Below are 24,397 nucleotides of genomic sequence, written 5' to 3'. Positions count from 1 at the left end.
CGAGGAGGCGCCGCTGCCCACCGGTTCACCAGCGCCCTGTCCCGGGAGTCCAGGTCCTCGTTTCGCAAGCGGGCCACCGCCAGCCGGTAGAGGGCCTCGCGAAGCTCGCGCGCTGCCGCAGCTCCTCCAGCGTGGGCTTCGGGTCCTTCGCCGTCAGCCCCGCGGCCAGCGACGCCGGCAGGTCCAGGCAGAGCCGGCCGGAGCGAAGTAACTTGGCGGACATGTAGGCCTCGGGGTTCCGCGGGAAAACTGACGGCGGCAGGTCACGTTCCCGCGCGCTGTCCGGTCTTCACGGCATGACCCAGCGACTCCTCATCCTGGGTGCCACGGGCCGGACCGGCACCCAGCTTCTCGACCTCGCCCTCGCTCGCGGGCACCAGGTGACTGCGTTCGTCCGCTCGCCTCAGAAGATCCTCCAACGCCACCCGGCGCTCACTGTCGTCCAGGGAAACCCGCTGCATACGGACCCGCTCGCCCAGGTGCTCCCCGGGCATGACGCCATCCTCTCCGCCCTCGGCCCGTCGGGGCGGGAGGCGTTCCGGCCAAGCACGCTTCTGGCCGAGTGCGCGGCCAGCACCGTGGCCGCGATGGAGCGGGCCTCCGTCAAACGCCTCGTCCTGGTCTCCGCGGCGCTACTGTTCCCGGGAGGAGGCCTGCGTTTCGCCTTCTTCCGCAAGCTCATCCAGCACCACCTCCGGGACCTCGTCGCCGCCGAGGCCGTGATTCGGGCCACGCCCTTCGCCTGGACGATTGCCCGGCCCCCACGGCTCATCGCCTCGCTGGAGGACTCCTACCGGAGCGAGCGCGAAGGGCTTCCCACCAGCGCGTGGTCCATGTCGTTCCGCGCGGTGGCGTCGTTCCTCCTCGATTGCGTCGAGCAGGGAACCCACACGCGAGAGGTCGTCGGGCTCGCTCGGGGGGAGCATGGCGCGTGAAGCAATTCCCGCCGAACGTCGTGCCCGGAGTGCGCATGAACGCTAGGGTTTCATGATGGCAAGTCGGTTGTCGTTGGCACGCCGCCTTGAGGCCTTCGAGTCGTGCCGTCACGAGCTCGTGGCGCTGTCGTATCGCATGCTGGGTGACCTCGGCCGTGCCGAGGACATGGTCCAGGAGGCCTGGCTGCGGTGGCAGGACCAAGAGGGCGACGTAGAGTCGTCGAGGGCGTTCCTCGTCACCGTCGTCACCCGCCTCTGCTTGAATGAACTCGGCTCCGCCCGGTCGCGCCGGGAGGAGACCCGCCCCGACCGCCTGCCCGAGCCCGTCGACCTCGACGACGGCGGCATCGCTCGCGTCGAGCGCGTGGAGCAGCTCTCCATGGCCGTCCTCGTCGCGCTCCAGCGCCTGACGCCCGCCGAGCGCGCGGTGCTGCTGCTCCACGACGTCTTCGACTTCGGCCATCAGGAAATCGCCGAACTCGTCGGCAACACCGCGGCGGCATGCCGCAAGCTGCTGGAGCGTGCGCGCCGGAGCCTGGCGACGGAGCGGCGGATGCAATCGGCCTCGAAGGAGGACCATCGCCGCCTGCTCGGGGCCTTCCTGCAGGCCGCCTCGGGGGGTGACCTCCAGGGCGTCGTGCAGCTCCTCGCCGAGGATGCCGTCATGGTGACCGACGGCGGCGCGGCGGGACGTCGCTTCGCCGGTCAGCGCAACCTCCCCCAGCCCATGCAGGGGGCCGCGCGCATCGCCGCGTTCATCGTCGCGACCGCGCAGCGCACCGCGGGCGTGCTGCGCGTCAAACCGCATCAGGTGAACGGACAGCCGGCCGCTGTGTTCTGGAATGGCGACCAGCCCTTCGCGGCACTGCTGCTCGCGGTCGCCCAGGGGAAGGTCCAGCGCGTGTACTTCCACGCCGACCCGGAGCGGCTGGGCCGTCTCGGCCGTCAGGTCGACACGGCTTCGGACTTCACGCGGCTGTGGCCGTCGCCGAGAGGGTGAGGGCCGAAAACGAGCGCGTCACACTCACGCGCTCCATCCGGTCCTCCAGGTGAGCACGGAGCAGCTGGAGTGCACGAACACGCCACCTCGACGAGTCCTTCTGCAATACCTCCATGGCACGCGAGTACGGCTGGGCTCCTGTGGGCCAACGCGCCCGAGGCGTGCGCCCTGGCGGCCGCTGGACGACCTTGACGCTTGTGGGGGCCATCCGTGTGGGCTGCCGACCCAAGTTGATGACGCACCGAGGGGCCATCAATGGCCGCATCTTCGTGCGCTTCGTCCGCCAGCGGCTTTGTCCCTGGCTCCATCCTGGCGATGTGGTGCTGATGGACAACCTGTGAGCCCACAAAGTGGCCGGTGTGCGCCAGGCGCTCGAAGCCGTTGGCGCCTGCGTGGTGTTCCTGCCCACCTACAGGGTGCTTCGAATCTCGCTGATGACGGCATGGGTCGCGCGCATGGGCCAATCCAGTGAATGGAGGGCCCAGGGTTGTACGGACGTCCGGTCAACGGCACCTGCGGCTGTCCGCGAGCCCCCACCGCGCCGTGACTCGAAATGGCGTGGGCAAACGACGACGATGCGGAGCACCGTACATCGTCAGTGGCCGTCCTCGCGCTGGCGTCGGCGGAACTCCTCCACCTTCGCCTTGTTGCCGCAGCCCGACATGGAGCACCAGCGCCGCTGCCCGGAGCGCGAGATGTCCACGAAGAGCAGCGCGCAGCCCTCCCCCTCGCAGTGGTGGATGCGCTCCGCCAGCGGGCCTCCCAGCAGTTCCACGCCGTCCCTCGCCACCGCCGCCAGCAGCGAGCGCACGCCACCGCTCGTCCACGTCAGCCCCTCGGGGCCCAACTGGGGCGCCGGAGGAGGCTCCGCTGCCCACCGGTTCACCAGCGCCCTGTCCCGGGAGTCCAGGTCCTCGTTTCGCAAGCGGGCCACCGCCAGCCGGTAGAGGGCCTCGCGAAGCTCGCGCGCCTGCCGCAGCTCCTCCGCCGTGGGCTTCGGGTCCTTCGCCGCCAGCCCCGCGGCCACCAGCCAGCGGCCCAGGTCGTGCGGCGTCTCCAGCAGGTCCTTCGGCTCGGCCTTCAGCCGCGCGGCCAGCGACGCCGGCAGGTCCAGCGCCAGCCGGCCGGAGCGGAACTTGAACCCGTCGCGCAGCTCGCCGGTCGGCGCCACGTGCGTTCGCGGAGTGGGACGTTTCGAGCGTGCCATGTGCGTCACCAACAAAGCATGAAACCGTATTGACAGGTTACGAATTTCGGCCCATATCCGCACCTGTAACTCCTTGATGGGGTTACGGCATTCCATCCGGAGGTGGACGCATGCAGCTCGAAGGCAAGAGGGTGGTGGTCATCGGTGCGGGCTCGGGCATTGGCCGGTCCGTGGCCGTCGCCGCGGCGGAGGCCGGGGCGGCCGTGGTGATCGCGGGCCGCAAGCGCGAGCCCCTGGAGGCCACGGCGGCGTTGCTGAAGGACCACCGGGAGGTGCGCGTCCTGGACGCCTCGGTGGAGGCACAGGTGGCGGCCTTCTTCGACGCGGTGGGCCCCTTTGATCACCTCGTGAGCACCGCGAGCCAGGGCGCCTCCGGGCCTCTCACCGCAATGGGCGTCGAAGCCATCGCGCGGGCCTTCGCCTCCAAGCTCTGGGCGCCCATCTTCCTGGTGAAGCACGCCGCTCCGCGCATCGCCCAGGACGGCTCCCTCACCTTCTTCTCCGGCTTCCGTGCGGGGCGGCCCGCCGTGGGCACGTCCATCACCAGCCTGGTCAACGGGGGACTGGAGGCCTTCACCAAGGCGATGGCGGTGGAGCTGGCACCGGTGCGGCTCAATGCCATCTCTCCGGGCGTGGTGGACTCCGGCTCCTTCTGGGACCGGCTCGGCGCGGAGGCGCGCGACCGGCTCTTCGCGGACTACGCCAGCAAGGCCCCTGCCCGCCGCGTGGGCCGGCCGGAGGACCTCGCCGCCGCCACCCTCTTCGCGATGACCAACCCCTTCCTCACCGGCACCGTCCTCTCCGTGGACGGTGGCGGCCTGCTCATGTGAGGCGCGCCATGTACCTGTCCCGAAGCCTCACCCTCGCCGCCGTGTCGCTGCTGCTCCTCGCCGCCGCTCCTCCGGAGCAGGGGTCCTCGAAGCAGCTCATGGGGACGTGGACGCTCGTGCTCTGCGACAACGTGTACCCCGACGGCCGCCGCGTGCAGCTCTACGGGCCCCAGCCCCAGGGCCTGCTCATGTTCGACGCGCAGGGCCGCTACTCCCTGCACATCCTCCGCGCGGGCCGCGCCCGGTTCGCCTCCAACGACAAGGGCCAGGGCACTGCCGAGGAGTACAAGGCCACGGTGCAAGGGAGCAACTCGCACTTCGGCCGCTACACGGTGGAGGGCGCGAAGGGCACCCTCACCTTCCACATCGACCACGCCTCGTTCCCGAACTGGGAGGGCACCGCACAGCAGCGCGCCTTCACCCTCACCGACGACGAGCTGACGTACACCGTCCCCGTCCCCACGAGCGGCGGCGCGACGGCGGTGGGCGAGGTGAAGTGGCGGCGCATGCGATAGGCGCCCCCACCCGAGGGAAGGCAGGCAGGCGCTGGACTTCAGTGCCACGACACGAACACCTGGAACCGCGGGCTCTTCTGGGTGTCGGCCTGCCCATGGGGAATGAGGCTGTCATGCCGGAAGAGCTGGACGCTGCCGCCCAGCCCCAGTCCACGGAACACCGGGATGTCCGCATGGAGGCGCCCCTCCTGAATCAAGTGGTCGTTCGGCGCCCCGTTCAGGGTGCGGATCCACGACGTCTCCAGCTCCAGGCCGACGTACTCCCACGGCCAGGAGCCCAACGCGGACCGCAGCGTGACGCCCAACCCGGGCCCGTAGTCGTAGCCCCGCCCGTCGGTCTCGGAAGGGTCCGAGGAGATGGCCGCGAGCGCCACGCCTCGCAGGTCCAGACTCGTCCGCACATCCAGCGCCCCCTTCAGCTCGTGGCGGTAGAGCAGGCTCCCGCTGAAGGACTGGGCGCCCACCTGGTAGCTGCCGATCTCCACGTAGTCGTAGAACTGGTACGCGCCCAGCAGGACCTGCCACCGGGGTCGCCGCACCAGCGAGGTGACCGCGAGCAGCCCCTGCACCTCGGCCTGGCTGAGGAAGTGGTCCTGGCGGGTGATGAAGCGGGCGTCCACCGAGAAGCTGTCAAACGGCTTGTGGAAGTCGTCGAGGAACGGGTCGCCGGAGCGCAGGCCCAACCCGATGAAGAGCTGGACCTGGCCCGCCTGCTCCGCCGCGCCAGCTCCCTCCTGGAGGAACCCCACCCGCGCGAAGCCGGCGAAGTGGAGCGGCTTCCACTCGGGCGGCGTGGGCCCGACCCGCCACGCCTCGCCCCGGACGACCCGGCTGAGGCCGCGCCCGGGATTGAGCAGGCCCGACGCCACCTCCAGGCCGCCCCGCTCCCAGCCCGTGGCGCCGTTGTCCAGGATCATCGAGGACAGCCGGTACAGCACCTCGCCGACGGCGAGACCTCCGAGGCTGGTGTTGATGATGTCATTGGTGGACGGGGGGTTGTTCTCACCGAACACCTCCCACTGGAGGCTGCCAAGGAAGGTGAGGAGCCCGGACTCCCAGTAGCTGAAGCCATTGTCGCGCCCGATGTTGTAATAGATGCCACCGTGGTACGGATGGTCGAGCTGGTTGGCGGTGAACTTGTCCGCGTCCCACTCGATGCGGCCCGTCAGGTTGCGCTTCCACACCTCCGGGCTCACCTCGGACCAGTCGGTCTTCCGGATGAACCGGTTCACCGACCATATCGCCGCGTTCGCCGCCGTCACCTCGCCCAGCGCCAGCCAGACATTCCGGCGCGGAGGCTCCGCGGCGAGTGGCGCATCCGCGGGGAGTTCGTGCGCTTGGGCCGGGAAGGCCGCGGCCAGCAGCACCACCATCGCGAGGTGCACGAGGGCTGCGGAGCTGGTCCCCCCGGACCTCACGGCCATTGTCCCCAACGCGCGACCCCGCCTCTCGTGGGTCGGAATGAGCGGCCCCATCCCTCCATGCAGGAAAGAATGTCGGGATTGAGGGTGGGACTGGCCTGCCCCTCCTGCCATCGGCCCTGGAACCGGAGGGTGCGTCGGATGGCGGACGGCCACACCGAAGAAGCGCATGGAGCACCTCCCTCCAGACCGCCGCGAACGGAATCTTTGGTCCCCCGCACCGTTCATTTGCGTAATGAGTCAGATGAGTCAGTCATTGCCGCCCAACGAAGCACGCCGGGTCGTGCAGGGGCGGAGCGCGTCCCCGCGACAGGCCTTCACGCGCCGGAGCAAGGGCCCGCTCGTCGCGCTGCCGTGGGCGCTCCTCCTGCTCGCACTCCTGCCCGCGTGCAAGCTCGCGGAGAACTACCCCGATGAGACCGGACCGAGATACAGCGGAGACCATCGGACTGCTGACGCCGCCTCCGCGGAGGCGCCCTCCTCGCTCACCGTCGTGACGTTCAACCTCGCCTTCGCCGAAAACGTCACCGAGGCCATCACGGCCCTCAGGAGACCTCCGCTCGCGGAAGCGGACGTCATCGCGATGCAGGAGATGGACGCGACCTCCGTGGACAGGATCGCCAGGGAGCTCGGGCTGGCCTACGTCTACTACCCCGCCTCCGTCCAGGTGGATGGCGATGACTTCGGGCCCGCGCTGTTGAGCCGGTGGCCGCTCACCGCGGATCGGAAGATCAACCTTCCCCATGACGACCCGTATCACCAGCAGCACCGCATCGCCGTCGTCGCGACGCTGGACATCCGAGGCACCCCCGTCCAGGTGGTCTCCGTGCACAACGCGACCCCCATCGTCGGGCTCAGCGGACGGCTTGATCAGGCGGAGACGATCATCGACGCGGTCGACGGAGCGGAGCCGTTGCAAGTCATTGCAGGCGACTTCAACACCTCCGACCCGGGAAGCCTCAAGCAGACCGTGAAGCTGTTCTCGGAGCGGGGATTCGTGTGGGCCTCGGGAGGCGTGGGGGACACCGTGGACTCCATCATCGGCGGCTTGCCGCTCGACTCCGTCTTCGTCCGGGGTCTCTCTCCGGTGGATCGCGGCGTGGACAAGCGTCCTGCCGGCAGCGATCACCATCCGGTCTGGGTGCGCTTCGCATGGCCGTCATGACGCCGCGGCACGCCACGCGGGCCCTGGGGTTGGGGGGGCTCCTGCTCCTCGCCCCCGGCTGTCTGAGCGGAGCGCGGAACCTCGGCGCGGCGACGACCCCCGCGGGGACGACGGAGGTCGGCGTTTCACTGAACGCGCTCGCCTTCGAGCACGGCCGGGAGCGGGCGTATCTGCCCAGCCCCGAGCTCACCTTCCGCAAGGGGGCCGGCGAGAACTGGGATTGGGGCGGTCGCCTCGGCTTGCTGGGCCTCGAGCTCGGGACCCGGCACCGGCTCGTCGAGCGGTCCCCCTGGACGTTGTCGGTCGCCCCGAGCGCGGGTGCCTGGTACGTGCCCGTCACCAACAGCTCCACGGAGCCCGTCAACTTCCGACTCGGGGCGCAGACGCTGGTCGACTATCGGATCAATCGAACGTGGACCCTCACCGGGGGCGCGTCGCTGATGGGGGCCTTCGCGGGCCCGCTCACCGTCTTTCAAGGCAGGTTCAACGGCACACACCTGGTGGCCTCACCGGGCGGTTCGCTGGGCGTTGCGTTCCGTGTGAGTCCGTCCCTCGAGCTGCGAGCAGAGGGTGGCCTCGAGCTTCCGCTCGACCTGAGAGATGGCCGCCAGCCGCTGACGGGCCATGTCGGGCTGACGTTCCGCTGGCGACGCGCCGACGTTCGATGACGGAGCCTTCACGCTCCAGCCCGTCCCCCCAGGGTGATTGTCCCCGGCCGCGGGGGCTCCCTAGCTTCAGCCTCCCGGGGGCCCCATGCTGCTCAAGCAAGACTATTACGCCGACGAGGTCTGGCCGGGATGGCTCAATGACATCCGCAACTCGCCCCGGCGCGCCATCTTCCTGCACGGGGTGATGGGCAGTGAGCTGTACGACCGGCAACGCCGCGACACGCTCTGGCTGGACTCGGGCATCTGGCACGAGGTGGACAACCTCGCCTTCTTGAATGTCACGCCCCAGGGCGGAGTCGACGGCCCCGGGCAGTTCATCTACGCACGCTCCACGGTCACCCTGCCCGTCATCGGCGATCACTACGCCGACTATCTCGCGGGCATCGGGTGGGGTCGCTTCAACTTCGACTGGCGCGACGGCATCGGCGTCGAGGCACAGCGGCTGGCGCTCTTCCTGCGAAGCCTGCGCACGGACGGGCAGCCGCTGCGCTTCGTCACCCACAGCATGGGCGGCTGCGTGCTGCTGCGGATGCTGGCCTCCACGCGCGAGTTCGATGACGCCATCGAGCGCATCGTGTTCTGCGCGCCGCCCTTCTGGGGCGCCCTCAAGCCCCTCCGGGTCATCGAGGATGGCACCGGCACGCCCATGGACTGGCTCTTGAGCAATGTCACCCTGCGCCAGTCCGCGGCGAGCATGCCGGGTCTCTTCAACCTCCTCGTGGCGCCCCGCGAGTATTGGCCCACGCGCATGCCCGGGCTGGACGCGGTGCTGAAGTACCCCGTGCGCACCGGACAGGACCTCTACCGCGCCGGGTCCTGGACCAATCCCTACCACCTGGAGCTGCGCGACCCGCTGCTGCGCTTCTCCTTCAGCGGCTACCAGTTCACCCGCCTGCAGGCGCAGGACGTGGCCCAGCGCTTCGCGTCGCGCACCGTGGTCATCGTCGGCCTGAACGGGAAGACGGACTATGCGGCGGCCATGGGGCCGGGAGGCTGGACGATCCACTCCCAGCCGCCGCCCGCGCCAGGCAAGCTCTCCAACGGGGATGGCACCGTGCTCTTCCAGTCCTCGGTCCTGCCAGGGCTGCCCGCCTCCTGCTACCACGCCTACGTGCCCCCGGTGCGCGAGGACTCCCACAGCGACCTGGTCAACCTGCCGGAGGTCATCAACGCGATTCTCACGGCGCTCGCGGGAGACTCCCTCGCCTCCAGCGGGCTGAGGCCTTACGCGGAGTTCGTCCACGCCATCGACTGGAGCCACGAGGTCGAGCAGGCCCCCGAGCCCGGCCCGACGGAGCACCTGGACTACCTGGAGCGAGAGCGGCTGCGGGCGCGACTTCCCCTGGCGCAGTGGGGACCCTCGCTGAACCCGGGAGGCAACGACGACCGGCTCTTCCATGCCACGCGGCAGTCCGCGTTCAAGGTGCTCCAGGGCGCGGACCTTCGCACGGAGGCCGGCCGCCTCGGGGTGAGCTACCGCTTCCTCGCGGACCACCTCCGGGACCTGCTCCTGCCCATGCTCTCCGGGTGACTTCCGGCGCCGTCACCCGGACCTGCAGGGGATCAGAACTTCTCGAAGACGGCGATCAGGCGGCGCTCGACGAGCGCACTGTCGAGATCACGGTCGATGCTGACCCGGACCAGGTAGCCCTGAACGGCGGTGACGATGGCGTCGGAGATCTCGTCCGCGGCGGTGCCCGGAGTCCTCGTTCTTGCGCGCGCGGGCTCCTGACACCAGGGCAGCAACGCGGTCCGCACGAGTGCGCGCAGCTCGTTCACACTGTCCCGGGTGATCTCTTCAAGCTCCCCGTCGCGAGGCCCCTCCGCCCATATCTGGAGGAGGGTCTGCGCGTGCACCCTGTCACGCCTCGACCGCAGCAAGTGCGCGAGGACGCTGGCGGGAGTGCGCTCCGAGGGCAGCTCGTCGCTCAAGGTTGTGACCACATCGCTCAGCGCGGTCGAGGCCGCGAAGCGCAAGAGCTCGGCCTTGCTCGAGAAGTGCGAGTAGACCGAGCCGGCGGATGAGCCCGCCTCGCTGATGATGTCCGCCATCGAGGTGCTGGCGAAGCCCTGTCGAGCGAAGCAGCGCATGGCAGCCGCCGCGATGCTCTCGCGCCGACGCTGCCTCGAACCCTCGCTCAGCTTGGGCATGACCGAAGACTAGTCACACCCACGCCTCTCTTGCCAAACAGAATTAACGTTCTGTATGGTGGTGTTCCCTGGATGAAGAGACACGAGGAGAGCGTCGTGAGCGATGACCAGAAGGTGTTCGTCCCGTCCCAGCCGCTGAAGCCGGGCGCCAGGTACGGCGTCTTGAGTGGGTTCGATCCAGGCACCCGGACCCTGCCGGCCGGATTCCAGCTCGCGCCCCCGTTCCGGTCGCTGCCGGTCGAAGTCGTCCTCGAGAAGGACGTCGCCGTCACCTTGAGGGACGGTGTGACGATCTATGTCGACGTGCTTCGCCCTGCCGGGACGCAGAAGGTGCCGGTCATCGTGGCCTGGAGCCCGTACGGGAAGGGCCAGGGGAGCTCCCCGAGCGTGATGGGCATCTTCAAGCTGGTCGGGATCGACAACGGGGTCGTGTCGGGTCTGGAGAAGTTCGAGGGGCCGGACCCGGCGTACTGGTGCGCGCAGGGCTACGCGATCTGCAATCCGGACATTCGGGGCGTGGGCGACTCCGACGGGGACAGCGTCATCTGGGATCGCCAGGAGGGACGCGACTGTTACGACCTGATCGAGTGGCTGGCCGCCCAGGAGTGGTGCAACGGCAAGGTCGCGATGAGCGGGACGTCCTATCTCGCGGTGTCGCAGTGGTTCACCGCCGCCGAACAGCCCCCGCACCTCGCGGCCATCAACCCGTGGGAGGGCGTCAGCGACGTCTACCGGGACCTCGTGCTGCGCGGCGGCATGCCCGACACCGGGTTCGCGAGGCAGCTGCAGGACAACAGCTACTGGGGCAAGGGGCGCAAGGAGGACATCCTCGCGGAGGCCGAGCGGTCTCCCCTCATGAGCGACCTGTGGGAGAACAAGATCCCGCGCTTCGAGCGGATCACCGTTCCGGCATACGTCGTGGCCAGCTACTCGAACACCCTGCACACGGCAGGCACGTTCCGCGCCTGGCGCCGGATGGCCTCGAAGGAGAAGTGGCTCCGCGTCCACAACTCCCAGGAGTGGCCCGACTACTACGACGAGGCGAACAGGGAGGAGCTGCGCCGCTTCTTCGACCGCTACCTGAAGGGCGAGGACAACGGGTGGGAGCAGACGCCGCGCGTCCAGTACTCCGTGCTCGATCTCGAAGGCGGCGACCAGGTCCGGGTCGCCGCGGACGCGTTCCCACCGAAGGACGTCACGCCGACGAAGTACTACCTCGACGGCCGCTCGCGCGCCTTGACCACGACCGCACCGACCGATGAAGCGACGGCGGTCTACGACGTGAGCTCCAACCCGGATGAGGTGTCGTTCATCACGCGCTTCGACAAGGAGACCGTCCTGGTCGGCTACCCGAAGGCGCACCTCTGGGTCGAAGCACGCGGCTCGGACGACATGGACCTCTTCGTCCTCGTGCAGAAGCTGGATGCGTACGGCACGCCCCTGCAGCAGTTCACCGTGCCCAACCAGGGCGCGCTGGTGCAGGACCTCACCGAACGCGGCGCCTCCATTCTTCGGTACAAGGGCTCGGACGGACGCCTCCGCGTCTCCCTGCGCCACCTGGACGAGACGCTGTCGACCGAGGCCGTGCCCGCCCACAGCTTCGACAGGATCGAGAAGCTCTCCCCCGGTGAGGTCGTCGAGGTCGAGATTGATCTGCTCCCGGTCGGCCTCGCGTTCCACCCCGGCGAACAGCTCCGCCTCGTCATCAGCGGCAGGAGCCTGCTGGGGACGATGATGCCCGCGATCCGCGAGTACACCCCTGCCAACAGCGGACAGCACGTCATCCACACCGGCGGCAAGCACGCCTCCTACCTGCAGCTGCCCGTCCAGGCGAGGCGTCAGGGAATGGCAGCCCAAGAAGGATTTGCTGTCGAGCTCGTGTCAGGGCCCACCGCGGCGGGCGGGGTTGATGACTTCGAGCTCGTCTTCGCTCGCCGGGCGCTCGCCCTGCTCAAGGCCCGCATCGGGCGTCAAGGCCTGATGGACCTCCTGGCCAAGGACATCGAAGAAGGAAACGCGTTCCTCCGCGAAAGGGCCAAGGCCTCCGCCGGTAAGTTCACCTCCGGAACCACCGTGCTGGCGGTCCGAGGCCTCAAGGCCGCGCAGTTCGTGCATTGGCTCGAGAACAGCTTCAGTGACGAGAACATCCTCCTGGCGGGCGAACCGGAGCACTTCGTGATCGCCCCCAACCCGGACTCCACGGTGACGATCGTCGAGAACCTCGGCCCCCATGTCTGCCGTGTCGTGCTGCCAGGCTTCGAGACGGCCCCGAGCTGGGCCTCGGAGGTGCGCAACGAGCTGCTGCCCGAGTCCGACCATCCGTTCCGCAGGCTCGGCGCCATGCACCTGCCGGACGGCACGGTGGTGGGACGGGTGCTCACCCAGTTCGGCGACACCGCTGAAGGCTTCACCGCGAACCTGACCTGCTACTTCCCTGCCGCCTGCCCGGAGGACATCCTCGAGCAACACCGCCAGCACCTCGCCGTGGAGTTCAGGAACTGGATCGTCGCCGCTGCGAGAGCGCTCGCCCCCGTGGCCGGCTGACGCCGTGCCTTCGGTCGTCACAGGCAAGGCAGGGTGAAGTGGAACGTCGCGCCGTGCCCCACTCCGCTCTCCACCCAGATGCGGCCGCCGTGGCGTTCGATGATGTCGCGGCAGATGTAGAGCCCCAGCCCCAGGCCTCCGAAGCCGGAGATGGGCGAGTTCCTCGCGCGGAAGAAGCGCTCGAAGAGCTGCGCCTGCTCCTCCTCCGGAATGCCAATGCCCTCGTCCTTCACGGAGACGCACGCCTCCGTCCCCATGCGCCGCGCCGTGACGCGGACCGTGCCGCCGGTGGGGCTGTACTTGAAGGCGTTCTCCACCAGGTTCGTCAGCACCTGCGCGAGCCGGGCGCGGTCTCCCCTGATGACGAGCGGCTCGTCGGGCGCCTCGAACCGGAGTGAGTGGAGGGCGCTCGTGCCGCGGAATTCCGAGAGGACCTCGCGGATGAACTCCCGCAGCGGGAGGGGCTCCGTCGTGAGCTCCAACTCCCCGGCCTGGATTCGCGAGGTGTCGAGCAGATCATTGACGAGCACCGACAGCCGCGCGAGCTGGGCGAGCGCCTTGTCCACGTGGCGCGGGGCCACGACGTGCCCGGCGTCCGCCTGGCCCTTCAGCATCTGGAGATGCAGCTTGAGGGGGGTCAGCGGCGTCTTCAGTTCGTGGGCGGCGACGGACAGGAAGTCGTCCCGGACGCGGATGGCCTCCTCGGCCTCGCGCAGCAGGCGGTCGCGCTCGGCCCGGGCGCGGTACTCCTCCGTGCTTTCGGCCACCACCACCCCCACGCCCAGGACGGTGCCGCTTGCCGCCCGCACGGGGTAGTAGCTGACGTTCCAGTGCCGCTGCTCGCCCGGGGTGGCGGGGCTCTCTTCCGTCATGTTGAGGCCGATGATGGAGGTTCCCTGGTCCAGGACCTGCCGCATCAGGGGCTCGATGATGGGCGCCAGCTGGGGCGTCATCTCCCGCACCGTCCTGCCAAGATCCTCCTCGCGGCGCCGGCCGTGGAGCGCGGCCAGTGCGTCGTTGATGCGCAGGCAGCGCAGGTCCCGCCCGATGAAGCCCAGGGCGACGGGCGCGTGATTGAAGAGGGTGTCGAGCAAGGCGAAGGACTCCTCCAGCCGCTCGTGCTCCAGTTGCTCCCTCGTGGCCTCCGGTCTGGGCAGCTCGGACCTCCGGAGGCGGGCACAGGCGCCGAGCTGCATCCCGTCCTCGCCAAAGACGGGCACCACCACCGCGCTCAGCCGCGGCTCCTGCTCATCGTCCTCACACAGTCCATCCGTGCCGGTGAGGGCCTCGTCGAGCGCGTGCCGGAGCCAGGGCAGGCCGCCGAGCACCTCCTCCATGGAGCGGCCGACGGGAGGGCCGCTCCGCCACCCGGCGGCGCCGGCCAGCACCGGGTCCATCCAGACAATCCACCCCTTGCTGTCCACGACCAGCGCGGCATGGAGGCTCGCCCCCACCTGGAGCAGCAGCTCGACCGGCGAAGGGCGGGAGGTGGGCGTGGTCCGCGAGTGAGCAGCGTCCTCCCATGCCGTCGGCTCCGCACTGATGTCGCCCTTCATTCCGGCCACCCCCTTCCGGCGTCGCGGGTCGGTCTGCCCGATGAAGGAAACATGCGCAGCGGGTCGGCCTGACGCTCGCGCCATGCGGGCGGCGCACCCCTCGGGTCCACTCCGCGTATCCTGGCCGCGTGGAGCGCTCCGGCTGGTTCTTCGGCCGCAGTGCCGCCAGGGCGGCCCCCCGTCCACTGTCGGTGACACGGCCGACAAATACGCTTCCGCACGGGACGCCAGTATCCTCGGCGCCATGTCTCTCCGAGGCGCCAATCCAGGCGGCCCTGAAGGAGCGCTCCCCATGAATGCCGTCACATCCTCCCAGCCGAAGGAGATAACCCTGCGCGGGGTGACCCTCGGGGTCCTCATCACGCTGGTCTTCACCGCGGCGCAGGTCTACCTGGGGCTGAAGGTCGGCCTCACCTTCGCGACCTCCATCCCCGCGGCGGTCATCTCGATGGCGCTCCTGAGCGCCTTCAAGAACGCCACCATCCAGGAGAACAACATCGTCCAGACGCTGGCCTCGGCGGCGGGCACGCTCGCTTCCGTGATCTTCGTCCTGCCCGGCCTGTTGATGACCGGCTGGTGGACCGACGTGCCGTTCTGGCCGACGTTCGGCGCGTGCGCGACGGGCGGCGTGCTCGGCGTGATGTACACCGTGCCGCTGCGTCGCGCGCTGGTCTCCGCCTCCGACCTCCCCTACCCCGAGGGCGTGGCGGCCGCCGAGGTGCTCAAGGTCGGCACCTCCTCGCGCTCCGGCGCGGCCGAGGGCAAGGCGGGCCTCATGTCCGTCATCTGGGGCAGCATCGCCTCGGCGCTGTTCGCGGCGGCGGCCGCCGCCCGGCTGATGGCGGGTGAGGTGGCCGGGTACTTCAGGGTGGGCGGCGGCGCCACCGGCATCGGCGCCGCCAGTTCCCTGGCGCTCATCGGCGCGGGACACCTGATGGGCATCACCGTCGGCATCGCGATGCTGGCCGGCCTGGTGATTGCGTGGGGGATCCTGGTTCCGCTCCTCACGTCCATGAACCCGATGACGGACGCCCCCGCGGCGGAGCACGCGCTGCGCGTCTGGAGCACGCAGGTGCGCATGATTGGCGCCGGTGCCATCGGCGCGGCGGCCATCGTGACCCTGGCGGGGCTGGCGAAGCCGGTCATCGGGGGCCTGCGGTCCGCGCTGGAGGCGGCGCGGCGCGCCAAGACGCAAGGCCAGGCGCTCGAGCGCACGGAGCAGGACCTGCCCATCCGCACGGTGGGGCTGGTGACACTGCTCTCCATGCTGCCGGCCGGCTGGCTCCTGGCGAACTTCCTCCAGGGCACCGTCCTGGAGAGCCTGAGCGTGCCGCTGGTCGCCGTGGGCATCGGCTACGTGCTGTTCGCGGGCATCTGCGCCGCCGCCGTCTGCGGCTACATGGCCGGTCTCATCGGCTCGTCGAACTCGCCGGTCTCCGGCATCGCCATCCTGACCATCCTGGGCGCCGCGCTCAGCGTCGGGGTGGTCGGGCGGCAGGTCACGGGGCCGGAGGCGGCCCCCGCGCTGGTGGCGTTCGCGCTGTTCGTCACCACGGTGGTGCTGGCCGTGGCGGTCATCGGCAATGACAACCTGCAGGACCTGAAGACGGGCCAGCTGGTGGACGCGACGCCCTGGAAGCAGCAGGTGGCCCTGCTCATCGGCGTGGTCTCCGGTTCGGCCGTGGTCCCGCCCGTGCTGGCGCTGCTGAACCGGGCCTACGGCTTCGCGGGCGCGCCCAACGCCAATGCCATCTCCGCACAGCCGCTGGCGGCGCCGCAGGCGACCCTGATCTCCACCCTGGCCAAGGGTGTGATTGGCGGCAACCTGCGGTGGGATCTCGTGTTGTGGGGCGCGGCGCTCGGCCTGACCCTGGTCGTCATCAACTTCGGGGTGAAGAAGGCCAGCAAGGACCGCTACAGCCTGCCGCCGCTGGGCGTGGGCCTCGCCATCTACCTGCCCAGCGCCGTCACGGTGCCGGTGGTCGTGGGCGCGCTGGCTGGCTGGGCCTTCGAGCGCGCGGCGAGCAAGCAGACCTGGGGCGAGCCCGCCAAACGCCTGGCCGTGCTCATCATGTCTGGCTTCATCGTGGGCGAGAGCCTGTTCAACGTCGCGCTGGCCGGGTTGATCGTCTCGACGGGCAAGGGCGAGCCGCTGGCCATCCCGAACGGAATGGGTGAAGTGACGACCATGCTCATCGCCCTGGTGCTCGGTGTCATCGCGGTGGGCGGGCTCTACCGCTGGGCGGCGCGGACGGCGCTGCGCATCTCGACCTGAGCGTGAGCCCCTGCTGACGGGCAGGGCCGGATTGCCCGAGCCCTGCCCGCGACGCTGGCGGCTTCAGCGCATGAAGCGCGTCAGCGCGGCGAAGTCCTCCGCGCCCTGCCCTGCTCGGAGGGCTGTCTGGAAGAGCTGGTCGAAGGCTTCGGGCACCGCGCGGTGGAGCCCGCGCGCCTTGCACAGCTCCAGCAGGTGCCGCAGCGCTCCGGCGTGGACCTCGACGGTGGCGAGCGTCGTCGCGTCGGCGGCGAAGCGGCGCTGCTGGACCCGCGTGACGAGGTCCGTGACGCCGCCGTCCACCACCGGGGTGAAGGCCTTGATGAAGCCCAGGAACGTCTCCAGCGGGATGCTCTCCGCTTCGCAGACGGCCACCCCCTGGAGCACGCCGAACAGCTGTCCCCACATGGACACGAGCAGCGCGCTGTCGAGCGCGGCGGCATGCCCCACGTCGCTGCCCACGTGCTGCGTATTGCCCCCGAGCGCGAGGAGGACGGGACGGGCCTGCTCGAACAGCTCGACCGGGCCCGCGTAGAGCAGGGTTCCACCCGGCTGGCCGATGTAGTCCGGGGTCCCCATGATGGCGCCATCCAGGTAGCGGATGCCGTGTTGCCGGGCCCAGTCGGCCTGCTCCCGCGCCTGGCCTGGTGAACCCGACGTCAACTGCACGAGCAGCTTCCCTTTCAGCGCGTGCGTCACCTCGTCCGGCCGGAGCAACGCGTCACTCGCGCCGTAATCGCTCACATTCACCACGACGAGGTCCGCGCCGGCCACGGCGTCCCGCACCGTCTCCGCGATGCGGGCCCCCTGGGCGGCCAAGGGTTCACACTTCGCCCGCGTGCGGTTCCAGATGTCGACCCCGTACCCCTGCTTCAGGAAGGCCCTCACGAGCGCGGCACCCATGCGCCCTACCCCGATGACTGCGATTGCTGGCTTCATGTCCGTGCTCCTCTGTTGCGGGAAGTGCTAGCGGTGCGGCGCGGCGACCTGGATGAGTCCGCCATCCACGGGCAGTTCGGCCCCCGTGGTGAAGGTGGCTTCGAAGGCGAGGAACAGCACCGCCTGGGCGACCTCCTCCGGACGGCCGATGCGCCCCATGGGCGTGGTGTCGTTGCCCTCCTTCTCGAAGGCGGCCAGCTCCTCCGCGGACGCGCCATCAACGCCCAGCGTCGGCGTCTTGATGAAGCCGGGGCTCACCGCGTTCACCCGGATGTGTCTGGGCAGCAGCTCCGCGGCAAGCCCTTGCGCGAAGGACCGGAGCGCCGCCTTGGAGCCCGAGTAGATGCTCATGCCGGGAATCCCCTTCACGTTGGCGACAGAGGTGGTGAAGACGAACGAGCCGCCCTCATTGACGAGGGGAGCCAGGCGCTGCGCCGTGAAGTACGCCCCCTTGGTGTTGATGTCGAACGTCTGATCATACACCGGCTCGTCGACCTGCTCGAACATGCCGAGGCGCGCGAAGCCGGCGTTGATGAACACCAGGTCCACCCTTCCGAGCTTCTCCTCCACGGCCCCGGCCAGCGCGTTGATGTCGGTGAGGCTCGCCGTGTCCGAGCGCACGCCGTGTGCCCGGGGCCCCAGCTCCCGCCGTGTCACTTCGAGCGTCTTCTCATTCCGCCCCGTGAAGAGCACCTCGGCGCCGCCGTCGAGGAGCGCCTTGACGGTCGCCAGTCCCATTCCCTGGGTCCCGCCCGTCACGACTGCCTTCTTGCCTGTGTACCTGCCCATGGACTTCTCCTTGGTGAGGCGGCAATGAATAGGGAGGAAGCCCGCGGCGGTCGCGCACGTTCGGACGCGCGCGGAGCACGTTCGGACGAGGAGTGCGAGGCATGGACAGGCAGACGCAGACGACGGGCGCGCGAGACTCCTTCGACGGGGTACGCCCCCGGCTCGGGCTGCACGTGGACTTCCACACGGCCGCGGCCGGGGTCATGGAGCTCGAGTCCGTGCCCGACCACCGGCTCAAGATTCATGCGGGCTCGCCCCTACGTGGGGCGTGCCGCGTCCACCGCTTCGTCTACACACAGGGCGACATCGACCTCTTCCCGGCCGGCGCGTCGGATGTCTGGGAGAACCAGGACGCGAGCGCCTCCGTGCTCGTGCGGCTCTCCCCTGCCCTCCTGCGGCGCGCCGCGGAGGACATGGGACGGGACCCCGACCGCGCCGGCCTGGAACAGCGCCATCAATTCAGGGACCCGCAGATTGAACACATCGCCTGGGCGCTCGACGCGGACCGCAGGGCCGGCCATCCCGGAGGGTTGCTCTACACCGAGTGCCTGGGCCTGGCGCTCTCCGTCCACCTGCTGGGCCGCTACCCCGCGCCCTTCGGACGCGAGCGCGGCCTGTCGAAGCCGCAGCTGCGGCGCGTGACGGAGTACATCGAGGAGCACCTCGATCAGAACCTCTCCCTGGCCCGGCTGGCCGGGGTCGCCGGGGTCAGCGCGTCCCACCTGAAGACCCTGTTCAAACGCTCCACCGGACTGCCGGTGCACGAGTACGTCGTGCAACGGCGGGTGGAGCGCGCCAGGACGCTGCTCCAGCGGGGCGGGCTGTCCGCCGGTGAGGTGGCGCTCGAAGCGGGCTTCTCCCACCAGAGCCACATGGCGCGGTGCATGCGGCGGGTGCTCGGGGTGACGCCCTCCGTGGTGGCGCGTGACGCTCGCGCACGGTGAGCCCCGCGCGTCCGACTGTGATTGAAGCCGTCGCTCGACACCGCGACACCCGCCATACGCGGCGTAGAATAAATATCACCAGCAGTCGATGTTTACACGGAAACCGGGTAAGAGCCTTCGCAGCTGGAGAGGCTCCGGCCGTGCACCCCGCAGGCACTCCAGCCCTGACGGCACCGCCGGCCTTCCTGCCCATTCATTGAATCGCAACAGCAACCCTGATGCTCGGGGTGCGCAGTGGCACGCAGCCAAAGGCTGCGAAAGGGAGTCGTATGCAAAAGCTGTCCATGGCGGTCGTCATGCTGTGCGGAGCACTGGTGTCAGGGTGCGATGGAGTGGAGGAGGCGCAGCCCACCCACGAGCAGCCCGGCGGCACCGGCACCGAGGCGTCCGTCGCGTCCTCCCGCCAGGCGGTCATCTCCCCGGCGCTGGAGGCGTCGCTGTCGTGCGTCGCGACGTACGCCAACGCGGGGACCTGTGACTGGGCGCACTGGAGCGAGCTGTGGGATGCGTGCCAGACCTACGAGCACCCGGAGCTCGAGGACGGTCTCTTCATCGATGAGGTGCAGGCTGGACACTGCACGGCGGCCAACTGGCCCGCGCTGCGCGAGCAGCTCCTCACGCCGCGCCCGCCGCTCGTCCGCGTGCGCGAGAGCTGCAACGGCGTCTCCCAGGTGATCCAGGAGGCCGCGGCCAACGGCTGCTACACGCTCGCGGAAGCCGCGGGCGCCTCGTACGTCGACGTGCCGATTGGCAAGACCGTGACGCTCCATGCGGGTGCGGACTGCAGCGGCGATTCGGTCACCGTCGATGTCGACACGAACCTCTGTGAGACCTCCTTCGGGAGCGGCGCCAGCGCGAACGACACCGTGCGCTCGTACCGGATCCAGGACTTCTGGGCGCCCCCCTCGGCGCAGCGCTACGACTGCGCCAGCACGGAGTCGACGTGCGTCCAGAACTTCAACAGCAGGGTGAGCGCCATCAACCAGAAGCTCACCGTCAAGCTCGTCCGCGTCACCCTCGATGGTAGGACCACACCCTCGTTGGCCACCCTCCGGAACAACGTCCGCGACCTGAGCGACTTCTACTCCGTCGCGTCTCGCAACCAGGTGAGCCTGGAGGTCATCGCTTCGCAGACCGTGCAGGTGACGAGCAGCAACTGCGATACGGCGAAGAGCCAGGCCACCCATAAAGCCAGCTCGAACGCGTTCATGACCGTGTACATGCTGCCCAGCGGGATCTGCCCCAAGTCGAACTCCGGCTCGCGCAATGTCTATCTCCGGGGCACCCTGTTCCGGGACCTGGCCCACGAGGCCGGGCACGTCCTCGGCCTCGCGCACGGCAGCGTGCGAGACCCCGCGACCGACAAGACCCTCGAGTCCGAAGACGCGAGCACATACATGGGCAATTTCGCGTCGGACAACTACAACCTCCCGCAGCTCCACTGGCTGGGGTGGACGGAGAAGGAGGAGCTCGTCAAGGTCAACTCGGCCGTCGACAGCGGTGGCTCCATCGACGTCACCGTCCGGCCGGTGGCCAGCAACGCCGCCAGCACCAGCAGCCTCCCGCTGGGTGCGGTCTGGGATATTCCTGGCACCGATCAGCGGCTGTTCATCGCCGTACCGAAGTCGCGCCTCACCGGCTCGAACTCGATTGAGGGCGGCACGGTGTTCGTGTACCGCGCCCCCAAGTGCGAGGGCTGCACGGGCATGGCCCTGTACACGATGCGACTGGCGCGGTTCGGCGCCAGGAGCAACACGGAGTACGAAGCGTGGGGCCTCTACTTCATGCCGGTGGGCTACACGAGCTACTTCGTTCAGGAGGACGGGAAGAGCGTCGAGGTCTTCACCTCCGTCACGCTGCGCATCAGGCGATAGAGCCGTGAGCGCGCCGGCGCTTCAGCAGTGTTCCACGGTGTGGAAGAAGCGCCGGGGCGCCTCCCCGGTGACGGCGCGGAACTCGCGAATGAAGTGGGACTGGTCGAAGTAGCCCGCGTCGAGCGCCAGCCGGGACAGGCTGCTCCCAGGGCGGTACGCGGCAATCGCATGGCGCACGCGCACGAGGCTCGCCAGCTGCTTCGGCGTCGAGCCCACTCCGGCGCGGAAGCGCTTCTCGAAGGCGTCCTGGCTGAGGTGGAGCTGGCGCGCGAGGGCGCCCATGCGCACGGAGCCGCGAGCCTTCTGGATGGCCTCCACGGCGGCGGCGACAATCCGGTCCGGCTCGTGGGCCCGCAGGCGCGCACCGAGGAACTGCTCGACGATGGCGATGCGGTGGGCGTCGTCCCGCGCCTCCGCCACCTGGGAGGCGACGCGGTCGAGCTCCGTGCGGGGTATCAGGTCCGCGAGCGACATTGTCTGCCCGAACAGCTCGTGAAGCGGCTCGGCGAAGAACTTCGCGGCCCCGGCCTCGCGAAACGTGACGAGCACCGTTCCGCCTCCGGCCGAGGTCCGCATGCGCCGCGCGGACGTGCGCATCCCCGTGAGCGTGTGTCCGGGAAGCAGCCACTCGGCGTCTCCCTCCAGTTGGGTGGCCGAGCCGCTGTAGCGGATCCCGAGCACGAGCCCCGGTTCGGGAATCAACGTGCGCGTCGTCTCCTCGTGCGCCTCCACGAGGGTGAAGGCCTTCACGAAGGGGGCCAGCCGTCCGCTCACGGGAAATCGCTTCACATCCATACGGGCCTCAGAAGGTCTGACGCTTTTCCACATCAGGCAGCGCGTCGTCGAGCCGCCTCGCCAGCTCCGGCAGCTTGATGGTGGGGACCGCCGGGAAGAGGTGATGCTCCAGGTGATAGAACATGCTGAACGTGATCAGGTTCTTCCAGCCGGTGCGCTGGGTCCGCGCGAGCATCGGGTTGTCTTGCGTGTCGTGATGCACGGTCCACACCGCGAAGAACGCCATCAGGCACTCGGCCAGGACCATCACCACGACGTGGTAGATGAGGAAGTGCAGCTCGAAGTGGAAGACAAGGAAGAGGAAGGCCGCGATGGAGGCCAGCTCGAACAGGACATTCCACCGGTACTTCTTGTCCCCGAGCTGCAGCGTCACCTTGTGGATCAGGACCATGTGGACGGGGCCATACAGCACGGCGCCGTACCAGGACATGCCCGCTGACTTCCCCTCGTAGTCACCCTCCGCCAGACAGAACCGGTGATGTCTCAAGTGGTTGAACTTCACCGCGTGGAGGCAGACCACCATCAGCACGCTGTTGAGATACAGCGCGAGCCAGGTCAGGAACCGGTTCGTCCCCAGCGTGTGGTGGAAGCCGTTGTGGACCTGCCGCAGGCCAGTGAGGAAGAAGAAGCCGGAGAAGGGCAGCGCGAGGGCGTAGTACCCGAAATGCGCCAGCAGCATCGAGACCGCGAACCAGGGAAGGGTCAGGTTGTTCTCGATGAGCAACTCACGGGTCGTGAGCTTCCTCAGGTCCTTCCATTCCACGCGGCGGAGCAGTTCCTGATGGGTCATCTCGAGCGGGAGTTTTAACACGCCGTGTTCGACGCCGCCGCGCAGGACACTGAATTCGTCCAAGTCCGCCCGGAGGTGCTCCGCTACCTTGAGGTCATGTCCCGAATGACCGTGGCTGCCTCACTCCTCGCCCTCTTCACCGGTTGCGCGACGGTGGGTCCGGCCCAGAAAGAGCCTCCGCAGATGATCTCGATGGATGTGACGAAGAACCCTGGCTTGCGCGTTCGCATCGACAACTTCACCGTGCCCGACGCCGCCCGTGAGCCGTTCGAAGCCGCGATGCAGCGCAACTTCGCCTTCATCCAGACGCTGCCCGGGTTCCAGGGGCACGTGGTGTTCGAGAAGACGGGTGGGCCCGGCAGCTTCAACATCGCCACGATCGCCGTGTGGGAGAGCCAGGACGCCATCGACAAGGCCGTCGCGGAGGTCGGCGCCTTCTACAAGAAGAACGGAATCAACATGCCCGCGCTGCTGGCTCAGCACGGCATCAAGGCGGAGCTGGGTCAGTTCAGAGCCGTGCCGCTGAAGGAATAGTGATTTGTCCTATAGTGCGGCGCCCAGGGGGGCTGTTCCAACGGGCACGAAGCCTCTCCCCCCGGAGCAGCCTCCATGCGCCATCTCCTTGTCCTCCTTGCAGTCACCTTCGTCGCGTGTTCCTCGGAACCACCGCCCGTTGACGGCAAGCCCGATGCGGGGCCGGTGAACACGGCCGATGCCGGCACGACCGACGCCGGAGCGTCTGACGCGGGCGTGACCTGTGGCCCTGGAAACTGCGCGGGCTGCTGCGACAGTAGCGGCCAGTGTCGCCTGGGCACGGAGAACACCGCCTGCGGCCTCGCGGGGGCGACGTGCAGCGACTGCCTCACCGCCGTCTGCGTCACCGGCCGGTGTGAGACGCCCGTGGAGCCGCTGGAGGGGGACACCTGCGTCGCGCCCATCGAGCTGCGCGTGGACTCGGAAGGCTTCGCGAGCGCGACCCTCGACCTGAGCGGCCTGGCCGATGACACCACCGCGAGCTGCGGCACCGGTAGCGCGGATGCCGTCGTCGCCTTCGACGTGCCGGAGAACGGCACCTATGTCGAACTCGTCGTGCGCTCGGACGACGACGGGGTGCGGCCCCTCGTGGCCCTGCGCGGCAACTGCGCCCAGGGCGGCTCGGAGTTCCGGTGCGAGCTCGCCCCCGCGGGCTCCCGGAGCGCGCGCCTCACCACGGTGGCACTGCGCGGGCGCATCTTCGCGTGGGTGGAGGCGGTCGGCACCGCGCGCTCGCCCCTCCATGTGGAGCTGCGGCTGTCTCCCCCCGGGGCCGGTGACACCTGCGCCGCGCCTCGCGCGCTCACGCTGTCCGGGGGGAACGCCACGCTCCAGGATGACCTGCGCCGCTACGCGCCTGACGGGCTCAGCTGCGTCCAAGGCGCGCGCGACGCGGTGTACACCTTCACGCTCGCGGCCCCGGCGGTCGTGAGCGCCTCCGTCACCTCGCGCACGGCCGGGTTCGAGCCCGTGCTCACGGTGGGCTTCGGCTGCACGGACCCGACCTGCAACGCCTCCGGGCTGGGGACCTCCCACTTCGAAGGCGAGCTCTTCACGGGGACGTACTCCGTCATCGTGTCCTCGGAGACCCTCGCCGCCGGTGAGTTCGACCTCGCGCTCGGCATCCGGCCGCCGCCCACGGGGGAGGTCTGCTCGGAGGCCCTCCCGCTGACCTTTGATTCCAACCGCCAGGTCACCACCTGGGTGCCGACCCAGGGCCGCGCGGACGACTTCACGCTGGACTGCATGGACTGGACGCCCGGGCCCGACTCCGTCTACCGCTTCCGGGTGGACCAGACGAGCGACTTCTCCGCGACGTTCAACGACGGCCAGCTCTCCTCCTCCAACGTGCTCGCGCTGCGCTTCGCGTGTGATGGCGCGGACCTGGGCTGCGGCCCGGCGCTCTCCTACGCCAACCTCCCCCCGGGCGAGTACCTCCTCTTCACGGACTCGTACTCCCCCGAGA

The 24,397-nt window shown here is 69.2% G+C and carries 21 protein-coding genes and 2 pseudogenes; 14 read left to right on the top strand and 9 right to left on the bottom strand.

Features of this window, described 5'->3' with window-relative positions; translation table 11 throughout:
• Positions 1-191 (bottom strand): ABATE domain-containing protein (locus D7V97_RS46800; protein WP_368668926.1); only part of this gene is annotated, 191 nt, incomplete at its 3' end.
• 105 nt (positions 192-296) lie between these two features.
• Here D7V97_RS46800 and D7V97_RS16575 point away from each other — a divergent pair.
• From D7V97_RS16575 to D7V97_RS46795, 3 genes and pseudogenes are all read left to right on the top strand, one after another.
• Positions 297-935 carry an NAD(P)-dependent oxidoreductase gene (locus D7V97_RS16575; RefSeq protein ID WP_120611611.1) on the top strand — a complete coding sequence of 213 codons (639 nt, stop codon included), beginning with the start codon at positions 297-299 and terminating at the stop codon, positions 933-935.
• Between the two features lie 52 nt (positions 936-987).
• Entirely contained in the window at positions 988-1,935 is a 948-nt protein-coding gene (locus D7V97_RS16570; protein WP_120611610.1) for a sigma-70 family RNA polymerase sigma factor, read from the top strand.
• 95 nt (positions 1,936-2,030) lie between these two features.
• Positions 2,031-2,276, top strand: a pseudogene (locus tag D7V97_RS46795) (transposase); the annotation flags it as partial.
• Positions 2,277-2,530: 254 nt separating this feature from the next.
• Here the strand turns inward: D7V97_RS46795 and D7V97_RS16560 are convergent.
• Positions 2,531-3,142 (bottom strand): ABATE domain-containing protein, encoded by a 612-nt coding sequence (locus D7V97_RS16560; protein ID WP_120611616.1) that lies wholly within the window; start codon positions 3,140-3,142, stop codon positions 2,531-2,533.
• A gap of 110 nt (positions 3,143-3,252) precedes the next feature.
• Between D7V97_RS16560 and D7V97_RS16555 the strand changes: the two genes are divergently transcribed.
• Both D7V97_RS16555 and D7V97_RS16550 read left to right on the top strand, forming a co-directional pair.
• Positions 3,253-3,972: an SDR family oxidoreductase gene (locus tag D7V97_RS16555; protein WP_120611608.1), complete on the top strand. Its 720-nt coding sequence runs from the start codon at positions 3,253-3,255 to the stop codon at positions 3,970-3,972.
• 8 nt (positions 3,973-3,980) lie between these two features.
• Positions 3,981-4,487 carry a lipocalin-like domain-containing protein gene (locus D7V97_RS16550; protein ID WP_120611607.1) on the top strand — a complete coding sequence of 169 codons (507 nt, stop codon included), beginning with the start codon at positions 3,981-3,983 and terminating at the stop codon, positions 4,485-4,487.
• 38 nt (positions 4,488-4,525) lie between these two features.
• On the opposite strand, the gene D7V97_RS16545 is transcribed toward D7V97_RS16550, so the two are convergent.
• Positions 4,526-5,905 carry a DUF3943 domain-containing protein gene (locus tag D7V97_RS16545; RefSeq protein ID WP_158623378.1) on the bottom strand — a complete coding sequence of 460 codons (1,380 nt, stop codon included), beginning with the start codon at positions 5,903-5,905 and terminating at the stop codon, positions 4,526-4,528.
• Between the two features lie 247 nt (positions 5,906-6,152).
• On the opposite strand from D7V97_RS16545, the gene D7V97_RS16540 reads away from it, so the two are divergent.
• The 3 genes from D7V97_RS16540 to D7V97_RS16530 all read left to right on the top strand — a co-directional run bounded on the left by D7V97_RS16540 (position 6,153) and on the right by D7V97_RS16530 (position 9,272).
• Positions 6,153-7,073, top strand: a complete 921-nt coding sequence (locus D7V97_RS16540; protein ID WP_120611605.1) for an endonuclease/exonuclease/phosphatase family protein — start codon at positions 6,153-6,155, stop codon at positions 7,071-7,073.
• Positions 7,061-7,741 (top strand): hypothetical protein, encoded by a 681-nt coding sequence (locus tag D7V97_RS16535; protein ID WP_233582886.1) that lies wholly within the window; start codon positions 7,061-7,063, stop codon positions 7,739-7,741. Before D7V97_RS16540 ends, D7V97_RS16535 begins: the two co-directional genes overlap by 13 nt.
• A gap of 85 nt (positions 7,742-7,826) precedes the next feature.
• On the top strand, positions 7,827-9,272 hold the full coding sequence (locus D7V97_RS16530) for a hypothetical protein (protein WP_120611604.1): 1,446 nt from the start codon (positions 7,827-7,829) through the stop codon (positions 9,270-9,272).
• Between the two features lie 32 nt (positions 9,273-9,304).
• Here D7V97_RS16530 and D7V97_RS16525 read toward each other — a convergent pair whose 3' ends face one another.
• Positions 9,305-9,892: a TetR/AcrR family transcriptional regulator gene (locus D7V97_RS16525; RefSeq protein WP_120611603.1), complete on the bottom strand. Its 588-nt coding sequence runs from the start codon at positions 9,890-9,892 to the stop codon at positions 9,305-9,307.
• Between the two features lie 96 nt (positions 9,893-9,988).
• Between D7V97_RS16525 and D7V97_RS16520 the strand changes: the two genes are divergently transcribed.
• Positions 9,989-12,436 (top strand): CocE/NonD family hydrolase, encoded by a 2,448-nt coding sequence (locus D7V97_RS16520; protein ID WP_120611614.1) that lies wholly within the window; start codon positions 9,989-9,991, stop codon positions 12,434-12,436.
• Between the two features lie 17 nt (positions 12,437-12,453).
• Here the strand turns inward: D7V97_RS16520 and D7V97_RS16515 are convergent, their stop codons facing one another.
• Positions 12,454-13,992, bottom strand: coding sequence for an ATP-binding protein (locus tag D7V97_RS16515; RefSeq protein ID WP_233582885.1), 1,539 nt, complete (start codon positions 13,990-13,992; stop codon positions 12,454-12,456).
• Positions 13,993-14,284: 292 nt separating this feature from the next.
• Between D7V97_RS16515 and D7V97_RS16510 the strand changes: the two genes are divergently transcribed.
• Positions 14,285-16,267 (top strand): OPT family oligopeptide transporter, encoded by a 1,983-nt coding sequence (locus D7V97_RS16510; protein WP_120611602.1) that lies wholly within the window; start codon positions 14,285-14,287, stop codon positions 16,265-16,267.
• 63 nt (positions 16,268-16,330) lie between these two features.
• On the opposite strand, the gene D7V97_RS16505 is transcribed toward D7V97_RS16510, so the two are convergent.
• Positions 16,331-17,206, bottom strand: coding sequence for an NAD(P)-dependent oxidoreductase (locus D7V97_RS16505; RefSeq protein ID WP_120611601.1), 876 nt, complete (start codon positions 17,204-17,206; stop codon positions 16,331-16,333).
• Positions 17,207-17,233: 27 nt separating this feature from the next.
• Positions 17,234-17,995 carry an SDR family oxidoreductase gene (locus tag D7V97_RS16500; protein ID WP_120611600.1) on the bottom strand — a complete coding sequence of 254 codons (762 nt, stop codon included), beginning with the start codon at positions 17,993-17,995 and terminating at the stop codon, positions 17,234-17,236.
• Between the two features lie 101 nt (positions 17,996-18,096).
• On the opposite strand from D7V97_RS16500, the gene D7V97_RS16495 reads away from it, so the two are divergent.
• Positions 18,097-18,939 carry a helix-turn-helix domain-containing protein gene (locus D7V97_RS16495; RefSeq protein WP_120611599.1) on the top strand — a complete coding sequence of 281 codons (843 nt, stop codon included), beginning with the start codon at positions 18,097-18,099 and terminating at the stop codon, positions 18,937-18,939.
• Between the two features lie 284 nt (positions 18,940-19,223).
• Positions 19,224-20,813, top strand: coding sequence for a hypothetical protein (locus tag D7V97_RS16490; RefSeq protein ID WP_233582882.1), 1,590 nt, complete (start codon positions 19,224-19,226; stop codon positions 20,811-20,813).
• Positions 20,814-20,834: 21 nt separating this feature from the next.
• Here D7V97_RS16490 and D7V97_RS16485 read toward each other — a convergent pair whose 3' ends face one another.
• Together D7V97_RS16485 and D7V97_RS16480 are read right to left on the bottom strand one after the other, a co-directional pair.
• Complete coding sequence (locus tag D7V97_RS16485) at positions 20,835-21,587, bottom strand: helix-turn-helix domain-containing protein (protein ID WP_233582880.1); 753 nt, start codon at positions 21,585-21,587, stop codon at positions 20,835-20,837.
• A 28-nt stretch (positions 21,588-21,615) separates the two neighbouring features.
• The gene (locus D7V97_RS16480; RefSeq protein ID WP_199728833.1) at positions 21,616-22,371 is read right to left on the bottom strand and encodes a fatty acid desaturase; all 756 of its coding nucleotides are present in this window, start codon (positions 22,369-22,371) and stop codon (positions 21,616-21,618) included.
• A gap of 51 nt (positions 22,372-22,422) precedes the next feature.
• Here D7V97_RS16480 and D7V97_RS16475 point away from each other — a divergent pair, with 51 nt between their 5' ends.
• Positions 22,423-22,932 carry an antibiotic biosynthesis monooxygenase gene (locus D7V97_RS16475; RefSeq protein WP_120611596.1) on the top strand — a complete coding sequence of 170 codons (510 nt, stop codon included), beginning with the start codon at positions 22,423-22,425 and terminating at the stop codon, positions 22,930-22,932.
• Positions 22,933-23,007: 75 nt separating this feature from the next.
• A pseudogene (locus tag D7V97_RS16470) lies at positions 23,008-24,397 on the top strand (hypothetical protein); the annotation flags it as partial.

It is taken from the genome of Corallococcus sp. CA053C (genome assembly GCF_003611675.1).
Taxonomy (GTDB): domain Bacteria; phylum Myxococcota; class Myxococcia; order Myxococcales; family Myxococcaceae; genus Corallococcus.
This window is presented reverse-complemented; position numbering and strand designations above follow the sequence as displayed.

Coding starts and splice junctions, on each gene's coding strand:
- D7V97_RS16510 (WP_120611602.1), top strand. CDS start 14,285: ATGAATGCCGTCACATCCTCCCAGCCGAAGGAGATAACCCTGCGCGGG.
- D7V97_RS16490 (WP_233582882.1), top strand. CDS start 19,224: ATGGCGGTCGTCATGCTGTGCGGAGCACTGGTGTCAGGGTGCGATGGA.
- D7V97_RS16555 (WP_120611608.1), top strand. CDS start 3,253: ATGCAGCTCGAAGGCAAGAGGGTGGTGGTCATCGGTGCGGGCTCGGGC.
- D7V97_RS16560 (WP_120611616.1), bottom strand. CDS start 3,142: ATGGCACGCTCGAAACGTCCCACTCCGCGAACGCACGTGGCGCCGACC.
- D7V97_RS16540 (WP_120611605.1), top strand. CDS start 6,153: ATGAGTCAGTCATTGCCGCCCAACGAAGCACGCCGGGTCGTGCAGGGG.
- D7V97_RS16500 (WP_120611600.1), bottom strand. CDS start 17,995: ATGGGCAGGTACACAGGCAAGAAGGCAGTCGTGACGGGCGGGACCCAG.
- D7V97_RS16550 (WP_120611607.1), top strand. CDS start 3,981: ATGTACCTGTCCCGAAGCCTCACCCTCGCCGCCGTGTCGCTGCTGCTC.
- D7V97_RS16515 (WP_233582885.1), bottom strand. CDS start 13,992: ATGAAGGGCGACATCAGTGCGGAGCCGACGGCATGGGAGGACGCTGCT.
- D7V97_RS16505 (WP_120611601.1), bottom strand. CDS start 17,206: ATGAAGCCAGCAATCGCAGTCATCGGGGTAGGGCGCATGGGTGCCGCG.
- D7V97_RS16535 (WP_233582886.1), top strand. CDS start 7,061: ATGGCCGTCATGACGCCGCGGCACGCCACGCGGGCCCTGGGGTTGGGG.
- D7V97_RS16495 (WP_120611599.1), top strand. CDS start 18,097: ATGGACAGGCAGACGCAGACGACGGGCGCGCGAGACTCCTTCGACGGG.
- D7V97_RS16570 (WP_120611610.1), top strand. CDS start 988: ATGATGGCAAGTCGGTTGTCGTTGGCACGCCGCCTTGAGGCCTTCGAG.
- D7V97_RS16530 (WP_120611604.1), top strand. CDS start 7,827: ATGCTGCTCAAGCAAGACTATTACGCCGACGAGGTCTGGCCGGGATGG.
- D7V97_RS16525 (WP_120611603.1), bottom strand. CDS start 9,892: ATGCCCAAGCTGAGCGAGGGTTCGAGGCAGCGTCGGCGCGAGAGCATC.
- D7V97_RS16575 (WP_120611611.1), top strand. CDS start 297: ATGACCCAGCGACTCCTCATCCTGGGTGCCACGGGCCGGACCGGCACC.